A 14,752-nucleotide genomic window follows, 5' to 3' on the forward strand; every position below is an offset into this window, starting at 1 on the left:
ACAGTGGCAAATCGCGACCCGGGCCTCAGGACAAGCCCCTTGCCCTCGCCTTTGCCGTATCCGCGTTTATCTGCGTTTATCTGCGGATTCATTTGCTTTTGACCTTGCTCTTTTCCATGAGGGCGACGAACTTGTCGAAGAGGTACGCCATCTCGTGGGGGCCGGGCGAGGCCTCGGGGTGGCCCTGGAAACTGAATGCGGGCTGGTCCGTGCGCTCGATGCCCTGGAGCGAACCGTCGAACAGCGACTTGTGCGTGGCGCGCACGTTCTTGGGCAGCGTCGACTCATCCACCGCGAAGCCGTGGTTCTGGCTGGTGATGTGCACGCGCATCGAATCGAGGTCCTGCACCGGATGGTTCGCACCGTGGTGGCCGAACTTCATCTTCATCGTCTTGGCACCACTCGCGAGGCCGAGAAGCTGGTGTCCCAGGCAGATGCCGAAGACCGGCGTGCCCGAATCGACCACTTCGCGAATCGCCTTGATCGCGTAGTCGCACGGCTCCGGATCGCCGGGGCCGTTCGAGAGGAAGACGCCGTCGGGCTTGAGCGCGAGGGCATCCTTCGCGGTGGCCTGCGCGGGAAGCACGGTCACCTTGCAGCCGCGCTCGGCCAGGTTGCGCAGGATGTTGTGCTTCACGCCGTAGTCGTAGGCGACCACGTGGAATTTCACCTCGGCGCTCGGCTTGTAGCCCGTGCCCAGCGCCCAGAGGCTGCCATTCCAGTCGTAGCCCTTCGTGCAGCTCACGACCTTCGCGAGGTCGAGGCCCGCCATCGAGGGCGCGGCCTTCGCGGCGGCGAGCGCCACCTTCTCGTCGATGGTGCCCGCCTGGATCACGCCGTTCTGCGCGCCCTTGGACCGCAGGATCCGCGTGAGCCGGCGCGTGTCGATGCCCGCGATCGCGACGATCTTGTGGCGCTCCAGGTACGCGGGAAGGTCTTCTTCCTTGCGCCAGTTGGAAGCGGCGAGCGGCAAATCGCGGATGACGAGGCCGGCGGCGAAGAGCCCGCGCGACTCGAGGTCCTCGCGGTTCGCGCCGACGTTGCCGATATGGGGGTACGTGAGGGTGACGATCTGTCCGGCGTACGAGGGATCCGAGAGGATCTCCTGGTAGCCCGTCATCGCGGTGTTGAACACCACCTCGCCGACGGTTTGCCCCTCCGCGCCGATCGAAAATCCACGAAAAGTGCTCCCGTCGGCAAGAACCAGAACGGCGGGGGCATTTCTCGACACGATTGCTCCAGTGCGATAAAACCGAGGGCGCAAAAAAACGGGAGGCCAATGGCTTTCCCGCTGACATTTCGAGCGAAATTGTAGCAAATTCGAGCACGCCCTTCAAACTCGGAACCCGCCTTGGACCTTGCCCACGCCGTTGCCGGAATCCTCATCCTCCTGGGACTCGCCTGGGCCCTTTCCGAAGACCGCTGGAAGGTCCGGTGGCGCCTCGTGGGTGCCGGCCTCGCGCTGCAGGTCGTGCTCGCGGCGCTCCTCCTGGGGGTGCCGTTCCTGCGCGACGCGGTCTTCGTCCTCAACGATGCCCTTGGAGCCCTCGAACGGGCGACCACCGTCGGGACGAGCTTCCTCTTCGGCTACCTGGGCGGGGGCCCGGCGCCCTTCGCCGAGGTCCAACCGCAGTATTCCTTCGTCCTCGCGTTCCGCGCGCTGCCGCTGATCCTCGTGGTGAGCGCGCTGTCGGCCCTGCTCTTTCACTGGCGCGTAATACCGATGCTGGTGAAGGCCTTCGCTTTCGTCCTCGAGAAGTCGATGGGGCTGGGAGGCGCGGTCGGGCTCTCCTCGGCGGCCAACGTGTTCGTGGGCATGGTCGAGGCGCCGCTGATCGTGAAGCCCTACCTCCTGAAGCTCACGCGCAGCGAGCTCTTCATGGTGATGGCCTGCGGGATGGCCACGATCGCCGGGACGGTCATGGCGCTCTATGCCGCCATGATCGCGAAGGCGGTGCCGGGCGCGATCGGCCACCTGCTGATCGCCTCGCTCGTGGCCACGCCAGCGGCGATCCTCATCGCCGCGGTGATGGTTCCGGGCGACACGACGTCGGGCGAAGCGAAGATCGAGCGCATGGATGCGACCTCGATGGATGCGGTGACCCGCGGCACGGTCGAAGGCATCGCGCTTCTCATCCATGTCGTCGCGATGCTGATCGTGATGGTCGCGCTGATCGCGCTCGCCAACCTCCTGATGGGCTTGCTGCCCGCGTTCGACGGCGCCCCGCTCACGCTGCAGCGCGTCGCGGGATGGTTCTTCGCGCCGCTCGCCTGGACGACGGGTGTGTCCTGGCAGGACGCGCATGCCGCTGGCCAACTGCTGGGCACGAAGACGATCCTCAACGAGTTCGTGGCCTACATCGAGCTCGCGAACCTCCCGCCCGAAGCGATGAGTGCGCGCTCGCGCCTGCTCATGACCTACGCGCTGTGCGGCTTCGCCAACTTCGGGAGCCTCGGCATCATGATCGGCGGGATGGGCGCGATGGTTCCGGAACGACGCGCGGAGATCGTGGGGCTGGGACTGAAGGCCATCGTCGCGGGAACGCTCGCCACCTGCATGGCGGCGGCGGTGGTCGGGATGTTCGTTTAGGGAGCCTAGACGAGGCCGAGCACGTCTTCCATGCTGTACAGGCCGTGCGTCCTGCCCGCGAGGAAACGGGCGGCGCGAAGCGCGCCCTGCGCGTAGGTCGCGCGGCTGTTGGAACGATGCGTGATCTCGATCCGCTCGCCGACGCCAGCGAAGAAGACAGTGTGGTCGCCCACGACATCGCCGCCGCGCGCCGTGGAAAACCCGATCGTTCCCGCCTTGCGCTCGCCCGTCGTGCCGTGGCGCGCGTGGACTGCATCCTTCTCGAGCGTGGTGCCGCGAGCTTTCGCCGCGACCTCACCCAGCATGAGCGCCGTGCCCGAAGGCGCATCGACCTTCAGCTTGTGGTGCATCTCGAACACTTCCACGTCGTAGTCCGGACCCAACGAACGCGACGCCATCTCCACGAGCTTCGCCGTGACCACCACTCCGACACTCATGTTGGGCGCCTTCACGATCGCGATCTCGGTGGCGGCCGCCTGGATCTTCGCGAGGTCTTCGGGCGCGAAGCCCGTCGTGCCGATGACGATCTTCTTCTTCGCGGCGCGGCAGGCGGCCAGGTGCGCCATCGTGCCTTCGGGACGCGTGAAGTCGATGATGACGTTGCAGCGCGCGATCGCGGACTCGTAGTCGTCGCCGACATCGAAGGTTGCGGCCAGGGCCATGCCCTCGGCCGCCCCGACGGCCGCGCGGAGCGCCTGGCCCATCCGGCCGTTGGCGCCGGCGATGCCGACCTTCAGGGTCACTTCTTCTCTCCGGCCGCCTTCTTGTCCGCGGAGCGCGGGAGATCCTCCGGCAGCGTCATCTTCTCCTCGCCCTTGATCGAGGCCGGCGCGGTGCCTTCGATGCGCTCGACCTTCTCGTCCTTGAAGACGATCGTGATCCGGTTGCGCTCGACTTCGTTGCCCCGGCGCGAATTGTAGAAGTAGTAGTCCCAGCGATTCGCGTGGAAGGCATCGGTGAGCAGCGGCGTGCCGAGGGCCAGGCGCACGTCGGCGCGCGACATCCCGGGCTTCACCTTGGCCAGCTGCTCGGCGACGACGACGTTGCCTTGCTGGATGTCGATCTTGTGGACGCAGGCCGTCGCGGCGAAAAGCGCGGCGCAGGTAATCAGGGGGACGAAGCGCATGGAATTGGTGCGGGCGTGAATCGAGGGCTCATTATAAGTCACGCGATTCCCGGTATCATTTTGGCTCGACACGCACCCCCCCGAACCCGATGAGCGATCCCCGCGAACTGCGCAACCAGGGCCTGAAGGTAACGGCGCCGCGGATGAAGGTCCTCGACCTCTTCCACACGAGTGCCGAGCGCCACCTCACGGCCGAGGACATCTACCGCAAGCTCCTCGACGAGCACGCGGACATCGGCCTGGCCACGGTCTACCGGGTGCTCACGCAGTTCGAGCAGGCGGGCCTGCTCGTGCGCCATCACTTCGAGGGCGGCAAGGCGGTCTACGAGCTCAACGAAGGCGGCCACCACGACCACCTCGTGTGCATGCAATGCGGCCGCGTCGAGGAGTTCTACGACGCCGAGATCGAGAAGCGCCAGGCGAAGATCGCCAAGGAGCGCGGGTTCGCGATCCGCGACCACCAGCTCCACATCTACGTGGACTGCACCAAGTCCGCGTGCCCGCACCGCCCGAAGGGCTGAGGTTCGCCGTGGCGCGCATGTTCCACGCGCTGCTGTTCGCGATTGCCGCGGCCTTCGCGCTCGCCCCTGTTCCCGCGACCGCGCAGAAGGCGCCGCCGCCTGCCGTCACCGACATTGCGCTCGCGCAGCTCCCGGCCGAGGCGCGTGACGTTCTTCAACGCATCCGCAAGGGCGGACCCTACGACTACGCGAAGGATGGCGCCGTGTTCGGCAATCGCGAAGCGCGGCTGCCGGCGCAGAAGCGGGGTTATTACCACGAGTACACTGTGAAGACCCCGGGCGAGCGCACGCGCGGTGCGCGTCGGATCGTCATGGGAAAGGGCGGAGAGGCCTACTACACCGCCGACCACTACAACACCTTCCGGCGAATCCGGGAGTAAGGAACGCAATGGCGCTCGGCGCACTGGAAGCCATTCTCGAAGACGGCCGCGGCGGCGTCTGGTTCGTGCCGGCCGCGTCGCCTGCCGCGGTGAAGACCGTGGCCAAGGGTGCCGGCTTCGCCTACTTCCACATCGAAGGCAAGAACATCGGGCGCAAGGAGCAGTTCCTCAACGCGGCCGCCACGGCCATGCGCTTTCCCGGCCACTTCGGCCACAACTGGGACGCGCTCGAGGAATGCCTCACGGACATGGATGGCATCGAGGGTGACGGCTACGTCATCTACTACGATCACATCGACGGCCTGATGACGGCGCACCCCGACCAGTTCGAGACCCTCGTCGAGATCTGCCGCGATGCGGTCGCGTCCTGGAAGGAAGAAGGCACCGCGATGGTCGTCCTCTTCTCCGGCTCGAAGGCGCCCAAGGGCGTCTCGAAGCTGAAGGAAAAGGCTGAGGACTAGGGCTTTCATCCGCAGATAAACGCGGATAAACGCAGATGGAAATGAGTGGGCCGGAAGTCTGCGGTACGAACCATCAACTCCAACGTCAGCGCCCGGGATCCACACTCCCTAACGCCCTTATCTGCGTTTATCCGCGTTTATCTGCGGATGAATGATTTTGCCGTCACTCCGCGTTCGCGATGAGCGTCGCGTTGCCGCCCGCCGCGGCGGTGTTCACCGTGAACGTGCGCTCCACCGCGAACCGGAAGAGATAGTGCGGTCCGCCGGCCTTGGGGCCAGTGCCCGAGAGGCCTTCGCCGCCGAAGGGCTGCACGCCCACCGTCGCGCCGATCATGTTGCGATTCACGTAGAGGTTCCCAACGCAGGCGCGCCGGCGGATGAACTCCACCGTCTCCTCGATGCGGCTGTGCACGCCGAGCGTGAGGCCGTAGCCCTTGGCGTTGATCGCCGCGAGCATCGGCTCGAGCTCACCCGAGGCAAACGTGACCACGTGCAGGATCGGCCCGAAGACTTCCTTGTCGATCGCATCGAGGCTCGGCAACTCGTAGGCGCACGGCGCGAAGAAATTGCCGCCCTCGCCCGCAGGCATCTTCGCGCGGCACACGAGCTTCGCCGTGCGGTCGAGCTGCGTCGAATGGCTGAGCAGCATCGAGAGCGACTCGGCATCGATCACCGGTCCGACGTCGGTGGCGAGGCGCGCGGGATCCCCGAGCACGAGTTCCTTTGTCGCGCCCTCGAGCAGCGACAGCACGCGCGGCGCGATCTCCTTCTGCAGGCAGAGCACGCGCAATGCCGAACAGCGCTGCCCCGCGCTGTTGAACGAAGAGGCGATCACGTCGGCGACGACTTGCTCGGGCAGCGCACTCGAATCGACGAGCATCGCGTTGAGGCCGCCCGTTTCAGCGATGAAAGGAACGATGGGACCCTCGCGTGCGGCGAGCGCGCGATTGATGGCCCGTGCGGTTCCGGTGGAACCCGTGAAGGCCACGCCCGCCGTGCGCGGATCGGCCACCAGCATCGCTCCCAACGTTTCTCCGCGCCCAGGCAGTAGTGCGAGTGCATCAGGCGGCACGCCGGCTTCGAGCAGGATGCGAATCGCCTGGAACGCGATGAGTGGTGTTTGCTCCGCGGGCTTCGCGATCACGGGATTGCCGGCGGCGAACGCAGCGGCGACCTGCCCCACGAAGATCGCCAGCGGGAAGTTCCAGGGGCTGATGCATACGAAAGGCCCGCGGCCCGCGAGTCGCAGGTCGTTGGATTCGCCGGTCGGCCCGGCCAGGGTTTCGGGCGCAGCGAAGTGGCGCCGCGCGAGCAACGCGTAGTAGCGGCAGAAGTCGGCTGCCTCGCGTACTTCGCCCAACGCATCGGGCAGCGTCTTGCCGGCTTCGCGCGCGAGCAACGCGATCAACTCGACGCGCTTGGCTTCCAGCTTGTCGGCGGCGGCCTCGAGGATCGTCGCGCGCGCCTGCGCGTCGGGCATCGTCGCCGCAACAGCCGCGGAGAACGCCTGGTCGACGAGCTTGGTCTCGGCTTCCATCACCGAACCGACGGCACGGCCATTCGATGGATCGCGAATCTCGACCTTCGTGCCGGGCCATGCGCGGCCCTTCACCAGCGGAGCGGCCGTCCAGTCGGTGCGCGCGAGCAGCGGCTCGAGCGCGGCGAGGAACGGCGCGCTGGTCGCCTCGTCGGCGAAAACAAATCCGCCGGAATTGCGCCGGTCGCCGTAGAGGTTCGCGGGCAGCGGGATGCGCGGGTTGCGCTTGTCCGCGTTCGCCGAGGCCACCACGACCGGATCGGCGATCACGCTCTCCACGGGCACCGCGGAGTCGGCGATGCGGTTCACGAATGAGGTGTTGGCGCCGTTCTCGAGCAGGCGTCGCACGAGATACGGCAGCAGGTCCTCGTGGCTTCCCACGGGGGCGTAGACGCGGCATGCGTGGCCCAGCGCACCGGTGACTTCGGAGTAGAGCTCGTCGCCCATGCCGTGCAGGCGCTGGAACTCGAAGGCCTGGCCTTCCTTCGCGCGCTCGAGAATGGTCGCGACCGTGTGTGCGTTGTGCGTCGCGAACTGTCCGTAGAACGCGTCGGGCGCTGCAAGCATGCGAGCCGCACACGCGAGGTAGGACACGTCGGTGTTGCACTTGCGCGTGTACACCGGGTACTCGGAGAGGCCCGCGGCCTGCCCACGCTTCACTTCGCTGTCCCAGTACGCGCCCTTCACGAGGCGGACCATGATGCGGCGCCCGCCCTTGCGCGCGACAGCCGCGAGCGCGTCGATCACGAACGGCGCGCGCTTCTGGTACGCCTGCACCGCGAGGCCGAACCCCTCCCAGCCGGCGAGGGCTTCGGATGCAAATACGCGCTCGAAGATGTCGAGCGAGAGATCGAGGCGGTCGGCTTCCTCGGCATCGAGCGTGACGCCGATGTCGCCCTTGCGCGCGCGCTCGGCAAGCGCCGCAATGCGCGGCGTGAGCTCCGCCATCACGCGCTCGCGCTGCGCATGCTCGTAGCGCGGGTGCAGCGCGGAAAGCTTGATCGAGATCCCGGGCTTCGCGAAGACGTGCGCGCCGGCATTACGTTGCGCAGCAGAAGCAGCGATCGCATCGATCGCGCGTTCATAGGCCACGAAGTAGCGCTCGGCATCTTCCGCCGTGAAGGCGGCTTCACCCAGCATGTCGTAGGAGTGGCGGTAGGCCGCGTGGTCCGCGGTCGCCGCCCGCGCGAGCGCATCCTCGATCGTGCGGCCCATCACGAACTGCTCGGCCATGAGCTTCATCGCCTGGCGCAGCGCAAGGCGCACCACGGGCTCGCCGGCCCGGGCAGCCAGCGACGCGACCCAGTTGCCGATCCCGGCCGGCGCATCGTCGACGCTCACGATGCGGCCGGTGAGCATCATTCCCCACGTGCCCGCGTTCACGAGCAGCGACGTGCTCTTGCCGAAATGGCTGTCCCATTCGCCCTGGGAGAACTTGTCGCGGATCAGCGCATCGGCCGTCGCGGCGTCGGGAATGCGCAGCAGCGCTTCGGCCACGCACATGAGGAGCACGCCCTCGCGCGAGGAGAGGTCGTATTCCTGGAGGAAGGACTGCATGCCCGCCGAAGCCTTCTGCTTCGCGCGGACCGTTTCGACGAGCTCGCGGGCGCGTGATGCGACGCGGGCTTCGGCGGCGGGATCGAGGCGGGCGATCGCGAGGAGCTCGGCAACGGCCTCGCCCTCGTCACGCAGGTAGTTCGCGCGAATGCTCTCGCGCGGGTCGCTGGGGGTTTGATTCATGGCGCGCAATTCTACGCCGCGCCAGCCCCCTTACGCCGCCGACGACTCCTTGTCGGCCATCTGCTTGCGGACGTCGTCCATGTCGAGGGCCTTGGCGCGCTCCACGACCTGCTCGAGCGCGCTCTTGGGAAGCGCCCCGGGCTGTGCGAAGACGATGATCGAATCGCGGAAGACCATCAGCGTCGGGATCGAGCGAATCTGGAAGTGCGCCGCGATCTCGGGCTCGGCCTCGGTGTTCACCTTGGCGAACACGATATCCGTGTTCTTCTCGGCGACGCTCTCGAAGACCGGCGCGAAGGACCGGCAGGGCCCGCACCATGGCGCCCAGAAGTCCACGACCACCGTGGGGTTGCCTGTGACGACGGACTCGAAGTTCTCTTTGGTCAGCTCTACATGCGCCATGTCATTTAATCCAGGAGTGAACGGAGCATCCACGCCGTCTTCTCGTGGACCTGCAGGCGCTGCGTCAGGAGATCGGCCGTGGGCTCGTCGCTCGCTTTCTCCGCGGCGGGGAAGACCTTGCGCGCGGTGCGCGCCACGGCTTCCTGTCCCTCGACCAGCAGCTGGATCATCTTTCGCGCGTCCGGTACTCCTTCGGTTTCGGAAATCGAGGAAAGTTTCACGAAGGCCGCGTAAGTGGCCGGCGCCGGGAAGCCCAGGGCGCGAATGCGCTCGGCGATCATGTCGACGGCCAGCGCGAGCTCGTTGTACTGCGTCTCGAACATCAGGTGCAGCGTCTGGAACATCGGGCCGGTCACGTTCCAGTGGAAGTTGTGGGTCTTCAGGTACAGGGTGTAGGTGTCGGCGAGGAGGTGGGAAAGCCCCTTCGCGATCTTCTCGCGGTCCTTCGCGGTGATCCCGATGTCGATCGGCTGTGCGGCGCTCTTGCGGGCCATGCGCGTTCTCCTGGGTGGGTTGCTTCGTATTTTCCGCGCGCCCGGCGGCGGGCGCCAATGAGTTTTTTCAATGCGCCTCATTGTCATCCTGAGGAGCGAAGCGACGAAGGACCCGCTTTAGGGTTTTAACTGTTAAACCACTCAAGCAGGTTCTTCGGGCCTGCGGCCCTCAGGATGACAGCTTCTAACGGCCGGCCGCCTTCACCAGGGCCTCCGCGAGCGATTTCACCGCGGCGGCAATCTTCGGATCGCTGATCGCGCCCTCGGCATCGAACACCTTGTGCGCTCCGCCCACGGGAACCTGGCGGCCGAGCACGTTCGCGCCCAGCGCCGAGAGGATCTGCCGCAGGTGCGGCATCGCGCGCACGGTGCCGAAGGCCCCCGGCGAGGCGCCCATCATGGCCACGGTCTTGCCGGTGAACGGCGCATAACCGCTGTTGTTTCCCTTGCCGTCGCCGATATCGCGCGAAAGCCAGTCGATCGTGTTCTTCAGCAGCGAGCTCACCGACGAGTTGTTCTCGGGCGAGGCGATGATGAAACCGTCCTGGGCAATGAAGAGGTCGCGCAGCTTCACCGCGTTCTCCGGCATGCCCTCCTTCGCCTCGAGGTCGCCGTGATAGAGCGGGATCGGATACTCGTCGAGGTCGACGTACGTGACCTCGCCGCCGGCGTCGCGCGCGTTCTGTGCGGCGACACGCGCGAGCTTCTTGTTGAGTGAATCGCGCCGCGCGCTGCCGGCGAAAACGAGGACCTTGCTCAATGCAGCTCTCCCATGCGCCCGGAGCGATACGCGACTTCCGCGGCCCGCACCTGTTCGACGCTGTTCATCACGAAGGGTCCATGGAACACGAGCGGCCCTTCGGCCGGCGCGCCTCCGAGCACCATCACGTCGAGGGTATCAGCCCCCGGGTTGGCGACGCGGATCGTGCCCTCGACGTTTTCCCAGACGACCATCTCGCCCAGGCCGGCATGCGTCACGTCATCGGGCGCGCCGAAGGCGCCCTGACCATTGATCACGTACGCCGCGACTTCGAAGGCACCCGACACGTTCGTCGCGAGCTCGGCGCCGGGCGCGAGCGTCACGTGCCAGAGGAAGAGCGGCATCAACACGTCCGCCGGACCCTTCGTATCCTCGAAGTTGCCGCCGATCACCCGCACGGTCACGCCGTCGCGCTTCACTTCGGGGATGGCGCCCGCTTCGATGCGCTGGTAGCGCGGCGGCATCATCTTCAACGCGCGCGGCAACGACGTCCAAAGCTGGATACCGTGCTGCGTGAGCTCTTCCTTGCCTTCGGCCAGCGGCTTCTCCGCATGCACGACGCCGCGGCCCGCGGTCATCCACTGCGCACCGCCCGCCGCGACGATGCCGGTGTGGCCGGCGGAATCGCGATGCTCGTTGCGGCCAGTGAGCAGATACGTGACCGTCTCGATACCAGCGTGCGGATGCGCGCCGACCCCGTCGTCACCCGGCTTGATCGGGAAAGGCCCGAAGTGGTCGAGAAAAACCCAGGGCCCGACCGAGTGGCGATGACGGTCCGGAAGCGCGCGGCGCACGGTGAACGTGCCGACCGGCGCGATCTGCGAAGCCACGCTGCGTTCAACGGGTCTGAAGGTCGTCATGTGTTTTCTCCAGTTACTTCCGGTCGAGGCTCCATGCGCCCGGCCCGAAGATCACCACCATGAGCATGCCGCCCATGATTGAAAGGTTCTTCATGAAATGAATCGTCTGGTCCTGGGCCGCCTGGGCCGCGAGCCCCGCCGGGTTGTGGAAGATCAGCGTCGTCGGGATCAGGAACAGGAAGATCGCGAGGGCGGCCCAGCGCGCCTTGAATCCGGCCACGAGCAGCAGGCCACCGAGAAGCTCGACCACGATCGCGCCGACGAGGAGCACTTCCGCAAACGGCATGCCCTTCGAGGTCATGTAGCCCGCCGTCGCGGCAAAGCCGGTGATCTTGCCGAAGCCCGAGACGATGAACAGGAGTGCCAGCAGCGAACGGCCGACGAGGGCCGCGAAGTTGGTGAGGGTGGGGTTGTTCATTTTTTTCTCCTTTGGGTCGTGTTGGATTCAGGCGAGGTCGAAGACGAGCACTTCGGCCTGGCGCGCGTTGTCGAGTCGCACCGTGGTGTCGTTGCCGCCGAGCTTCGCGGCATCTCCCGCGGAAAGGGGCTGACCGTTCACGGTCACGTCGCCGCGAATGACATGAACGTAGGCGCGGCGGCCGGCGGCGACCTTGTGTTCAACGGTGTCGGCGCCATCGAGGATCGTCGCGTAGAGGCTCGCGTCCTGGTGAATCAGCACCGAGCCCTCGCGGCCATCGTTGGAGGCGATGAGGCGCAGCGCTCCGCGCTTGGAAGCGGCATCGAAATGCTTCTCTTCGTAGCCGGGCTTCACCCCACGCGCGCTCGGCTCGATCCAGATCTGCAGGAAATGCACGGGCTCCTTGTCCGAGGCGTTGAACTCGCTGTGCTGCACGCCCGTGCCCGCGGTCATGCGCTGCACGTCGCCCGGGCGGATCACGGAGCCGTTGCCCATCGAGTCCTTGTGCGCGAGCGCGCCTTCCAGGACGTAGCTCACGATCTCCATGTCGCGGTGGCCGTGAGTTCCGAATCCCTTGCCCGGCTGGACGCGGTCTTCGTTGATGACCCGCAGGCTCCCGAACCCCATGTGGGCGGGGTCGTAGTAGTCGGCGAAGGAAAAGCTGTGGAAGGAGTTCAACCAGCCGTGGTCGGCGTGTCCTCTTTCGTTGGCGCGGCGGATATCCATGTTTGCTCCTTGTCTGTGTGCTGTGCTGAATCTGTGAGTCCATGATGCGATTGAAGTTTTTGTATTTCTAGCGAATACTTTTGACCATCTTGTTCAGATCGCCTGAATGAAACTCTCCCTGGAAGCGCTGCAGGTTATCGATGCCATTGATCGGAAAGGCTCTTTTGCCGGTGCCGCCGATGAATTGCACCGGGTTCCGTCAGCGATCACTTACTCTGTCCAGCAGCTCGAGGAGGGCTTGGACGTCCTTCTTTTCGATCGAACGGGGCACCGGGCGAAGCTCACGGAAGCGGGGCGCGAGCTCCTGAAGGAAGGCCGGCACCTGCTGCGTGCCGCGGCCGACCTGGAATGCCGGGTGCAGCAGGTCTTCAAGGGATGGGAAAGCGAGCTTCGGATCGCGGTCGACACGATCGTCGGGTTCGAGAAGCTGTTCGGTCTCGCCACCGAGTTCTACGGCCAGAACGCCGGCACGCGCCTCAAGTTTCTTCAAGAGGTTCTCGGCGGAACCTGGGACGCGCTGGCGTCCGGGCGGGCCGACCTCGCGATCGGCGCCTCGGGCGATGCGCCGTCCGGTGGCGGCTATACCGCGCGACCGTTCGGCCATGTCGAGATGGTGTTCGTCGCGGCCCCCTTCCATCCGATCTGCCGCGAGCCCGAGCCGCTCTCCGAAGCGACGATCCAGCAACATCGCGCCGTGAGCATCGCCGACAGCTCGCGCCTTCTGCCTCCGCGCACCGTCGGGCTCCTCTCCGGTCAGGAAGTGCTCACCGTCCCGCACCTCGAGGCGAAGGTCACCGCGCATGTGGCGGGCCTGGGCGTGGGTTTCCTGCCGAAGTGGGTCGCCGAGCGCGAGCAGTACGCGGGGCGCCTTCGCATCCTCAAGGTGCAAGAGCCCCGGCGCCCTGCGGAGATCGTCATCGCCTGGCGCCCGGACCATACGGGCAAGGCGCTCAAGTGGTTCGTGAAGCGCCTCGACGATCCGCTCGTCGCGGCCTCCCTCCTGACATGACCGAAAAAGGGGACAGTCCCCATTTCCGAAAAGGGGACAGTCCCCTTTATCGGGGACGCTTCGCGCCCTCGCCCACCGGGCCGCTGCACTTCGGCTCGCTGGTCGCGGCCGTCGCGAGCTGGCTTGATGCGCGTGCCGTGGGTGGCGAGTGGCTCGTGCGAATCGAAGACGTGGATGCCACCCGGACCGTGCCGGGCGCGGCCGAGGACATCCTCCGGACGCTCGAAGCGTTGGGCCTGACGTGGGATGGCGCGGTGGAATGGCAGGGAAATCGCAAGGCAATTTACGACAACTTCCTCGAACGCCTGCGATCAAGCGGCTACCTCTACCGCTGCCGCTGCTCGCGCAAGGAGATTGCGGACTCCGGAGCGCAAGGCCTGGAGGGCGTCGTGTACCCGGGGACGTGCCGGAATCTCGGGCTTCCGCCTGCGGTCGCGGGTGCCGACCGGATTCGCACCAACCCCGGGAATATCGACTTCGAGGACCGCCTTCAGGGGCCGATCGTGCAGGATCTTGCTGCGAACATCGGCGATTTCGTCCTAAAGCGCAGGGATGGCCTCCACGCTTACCAGCTGGCCGTCGTCGTCGACGATGCCGAGCAGGGAATCACAGACGTCGTGCGGGGCGCGGACCTTCTGCTGTCGACGCCGCGACAGATTCTCCTCCAGCGCCTGCTCGACCTGCCGACGCCACGATACCTGCACACCCCTGTCGCCACGCGCGGGGGCATTAAGCTTTCCAAGCAAACGCAAGCGCCGGCCCTCGACGCGCGGGAAGCGGTTCCGGCGCTGAAGGCGGTGCTGGCATTTCTCGGCCAACCCGCGGTGCCCGGCGCGACCGCCGCCGAAGTGCTGGCGCACGCCCGGGCCGCGTGGGACCCTCTTCTCATTCCCGTCTCCCGGCAACTGGAAGCGCCTACCTTATGAAGCACTTCGGGGCGATGTTCGTCGTCGCACTGCTTGCGTTTCCCGTCCATGCCGACCCCTTCCAGGTGGAACGCGACAAGGCCCTCAAGCTTGGCCAGGAAGGGAAGTTCAAGCCCTACGAGAAAGCCATCCACGCGCTCGCAAGGAAAGGCGACCCGGTCTCGCAAATGGCGATGGCCAAGATCGCTCGCGACCGGGGGAATTTCGCGGAGGCGGAGCAATGGCTCCTGCCGCTGGCCAAAAAAGGGGACGCCTCGGCCCAATTCCACCTGGGCGCCCTCTACGCGTTCTCGATGAGCCGTGACGCGGAGGGACGCCGGTGGCTCGAGAAATCCGCGGCCAATGGCAGCAAGCGCGCCCGGTACGTGCTCGATCACTGGGACAAGCCTTCGTCCCTCGACCTCGGGCCCGAAGCGGTCGCCGGCCAGATCCCCACGGCCCGGATGGTCGACGCGACCTGGGGGCAGATGAAGTACTCGATGGGTTCGATCGAGGGCCTCGCGGCCTGCTACCGGGTCGAGGCCAAGGACATCGACAAGGATTTCGCGGCCGCCCGAGACGGTTGCAGGGCCGGCGCGCTGGAGGAGTACGGACCGTCGTTTCCGGAAGCCAAGGCAAACGAAGTGCGCAGGGTGGTCCTGGCCTGCTTTCGAACCGAAATGATGGAAATCCGTGGGATCACGGCCAAGGAACTGGTCGCCTGCACCCGAAAGACCCGCTAGGCGGGCGCTTGCTGCAGCCTGGGCGCCGTCCGCCCGAAGTCACACTCGTCACATCCGGCAACGAGATCGATACATACCGC

General features: G+C 66.2%; 18 protein-coding genes. 7 read left to right on the forward strand and 11 right to left on the reverse strand.

Features of this window, described 5'->3' with window-relative positions:
- Positions 1–88 precede the first annotated feature (88 nt).
- Positions 89–1,231: a glutamine-hydrolyzing carbamoyl-phosphate synthase small subunit gene (gene carA, locus DSM104440_RS14780; protein WP_171163945.1), complete on the reverse strand. Its 1,143-nt coding sequence runs from the start codon at positions 1,229–1,231 to the stop codon at positions 89–91.
- Between the two features lie 120 nt (positions 1,232–1,351).
- On the opposite strand from carA, the gene DSM104440_RS14785 reads away from it, so the two are divergent.
- Positions 1,352–2,590, forward strand: a complete 1,239-nt coding sequence (locus tag DSM104440_RS14785) for a NupC/NupG family nucleoside CNT transporter (protein WP_171163946.1) — start codon at positions 1,352–1,354, stop codon at positions 2,588–2,590.
- 5 nt (positions 2,591–2,595) lie between these two features.
- On the opposite strand, the gene dapB is transcribed toward DSM104440_RS14785, so the two are convergent.
- Both dapB and DSM104440_RS14795 read right to left on the reverse strand, forming a co-directional pair.
- On the reverse strand, positions 2,596–3,294 hold the full coding sequence (dapB, locus tag DSM104440_RS14790; RefSeq protein WP_212758355.1) for a 4-hydroxy-tetrahydrodipicolinate reductase: 699 nt from the start codon (positions 3,292–3,294) through the stop codon (positions 2,596–2,598).
- Positions 3,295–3,329: 35 nt separating this feature from the next.
- Positions 3,330–3,716 carry an outer membrane protein assembly factor BamE gene (locus DSM104440_RS14795; protein ID WP_171163948.1) on the reverse strand — a complete coding sequence of 129 codons (387 nt, stop codon included), beginning with the start codon at positions 3,714–3,716 and terminating at the stop codon, positions 3,330–3,332.
- A gap of 89 nt (positions 3,717–3,805) precedes the next feature.
- Here DSM104440_RS14795 and fur point away from each other — a divergent pair, with 89 nt between their 5' ends.
- Genes fur through DSM104440_RS14810 form a run of 3 tightly spaced genes read left to right on the forward strand, consistent with a single transcriptional unit; the run spans position 3,806 to position 5,078 of the window.
- Positions 3,806–4,237 (forward strand): ferric iron uptake transcriptional regulator, encoded by a 432-nt coding sequence (gene fur / locus DSM104440_RS14800; protein WP_171163949.1) that lies wholly within the window; start codon positions 3,806–3,808, stop codon positions 4,235–4,237.
- A 17-nt stretch (positions 4,238–4,254) separates the two neighbouring features.
- Positions 4,255–4,617, forward strand: coding sequence for a guanyl-specific ribonuclease (locus DSM104440_RS14805; RefSeq protein WP_171166003.1), 363 nt, complete (start codon positions 4,255–4,257; stop codon positions 4,615–4,617).
- A gap of 8 nt (positions 4,618–4,625) precedes the next feature.
- Positions 4,626–5,078 carry a barstar family protein gene (locus DSM104440_RS14810; RefSeq protein ID WP_171163950.1) on the forward strand — a complete coding sequence of 151 codons (453 nt, stop codon included), beginning with the start codon at positions 4,626–4,628 and terminating at the stop codon, positions 5,076–5,078.
- A 163-nt stretch (positions 5,079–5,241) separates the two neighbouring features.
- Here the strand turns inward: DSM104440_RS14810 and putA are convergent, their stop codons facing one another.
- From putA to DSM104440_RS19500, 8 genes are all read right to left on the reverse strand, one after another.
- Complete coding sequence (gene putA, locus DSM104440_RS14815) at positions 5,242–8,355, reverse strand: bifunctional proline dehydrogenase/L-glutamate gamma-semialdehyde dehydrogenase PutA (RefSeq protein ID WP_171163952.1); 3,114 nt, start codon at positions 8,353–8,355, stop codon at positions 5,242–5,244.
- A gap of 30 nt (positions 8,356–8,385) precedes the next feature.
- The gene (trxA, locus tag DSM104440_RS14820; RefSeq protein WP_171163954.1) at positions 8,386–8,757 is read right to left on the reverse strand and encodes a thioredoxin; all 372 of its coding nucleotides are present in this window, start codon (positions 8,755–8,757) and stop codon (positions 8,386–8,388) included.
- 5 nt (positions 8,758–8,762) lie between these two features.
- Entirely contained in the window at positions 8,763–9,224 is a 462-nt protein-coding gene (locus tag DSM104440_RS14825) for a Dps family protein (RefSeq protein WP_281357055.1), read from the reverse strand.
- Between the two features lie 211 nt (positions 9,225–9,435).
- On the reverse strand, positions 9,436–10,011 hold the full coding sequence (locus DSM104440_RS14830) for an NADPH-dependent FMN reductase (RefSeq protein WP_171163958.1): 576 nt from the start codon (positions 10,009–10,011) through the stop codon (positions 9,436–9,438).
- Positions 10,008–10,871, reverse strand: a complete 864-nt coding sequence (locus DSM104440_RS14835) for a pirin family protein (protein ID WP_171163960.1) — start codon at positions 10,869–10,871, stop codon at positions 10,008–10,010. The genes DSM104440_RS14830 and DSM104440_RS14835 overlap by 4 nt, the downstream gene beginning before the upstream one ends.
- Before the next feature lie 13 nt (positions 10,872–10,884).
- Complete coding sequence (locus DSM104440_RS14840) at positions 10,885–11,289, reverse strand: DoxX family protein (RefSeq protein WP_171163962.1); 405 nt, start codon at positions 11,287–11,289, stop codon at positions 10,885–10,887.
- Positions 11,290–11,316: 27 nt separating this feature from the next.
- Entirely contained in the window at positions 11,317–12,015 is a 699-nt protein-coding gene (locus DSM104440_RS14845) for a pirin family protein (protein WP_171163963.1), read from the reverse strand.
- A 67-nt stretch (positions 12,016–12,082) separates the two neighbouring features.
- Positions 12,083–12,205, reverse strand: coding sequence for a hypothetical protein (locus tag DSM104440_RS19500; RefSeq protein WP_281357058.1), 123 nt, complete (start codon positions 12,203–12,205; stop codon positions 12,083–12,085).
- On the opposite strand from DSM104440_RS19500, the gene DSM104440_RS14850 reads away from it, so the two are divergent.
- Genes DSM104440_RS14850 through DSM104440_RS14860 form a run of 3 tightly spaced genes read left to right on the forward strand, consistent with a single transcriptional unit; the run spans position 12,161 to position 14,672 of the window.
- The gene (locus DSM104440_RS14850) at positions 12,161–13,024 is read left to right on the forward strand and encodes a LysR family transcriptional regulator (protein ID WP_246212167.1); all 864 of its coding nucleotides are present in this window, start codon (positions 12,161–12,163) and stop codon (positions 13,022–13,024) included. The two genes, DSM104440_RS19500 and DSM104440_RS14850, sit on opposite strands and share 45 nt — an antisense overlap.
- The gene (gluQRS, locus tag DSM104440_RS14855; protein ID WP_171163967.1) at positions 13,021–13,950 is read left to right on the forward strand and encodes a tRNA glutamyl-Q(34) synthetase GluQRS; all 930 of its coding nucleotides are present in this window, start codon (positions 13,021–13,023) and stop codon (positions 13,948–13,950) included. The genes DSM104440_RS14850 and gluQRS overlap by 4 nt, the downstream gene beginning before the upstream one ends.
- Entirely contained in the window at positions 13,947–14,672 is a 726-nt protein-coding gene (locus tag DSM104440_RS14860) for a sel1 repeat family protein (RefSeq protein ID WP_171163969.1), read from the forward strand. The genes gluQRS and DSM104440_RS14860 overlap by 4 nt, the downstream gene beginning before the upstream one ends.
- The last annotated feature ends 80 nt before the right edge of the window (positions 14,673–14,752 follow it).

It is taken from the genome of Usitatibacter palustris (assembly GCF_013003985.1).
Lineage (GTDB): Bacteria > Pseudomonadota > Gammaproteobacteria > Burkholderiales > Usitatibacteraceae > Usitatibacter > Usitatibacter palustris.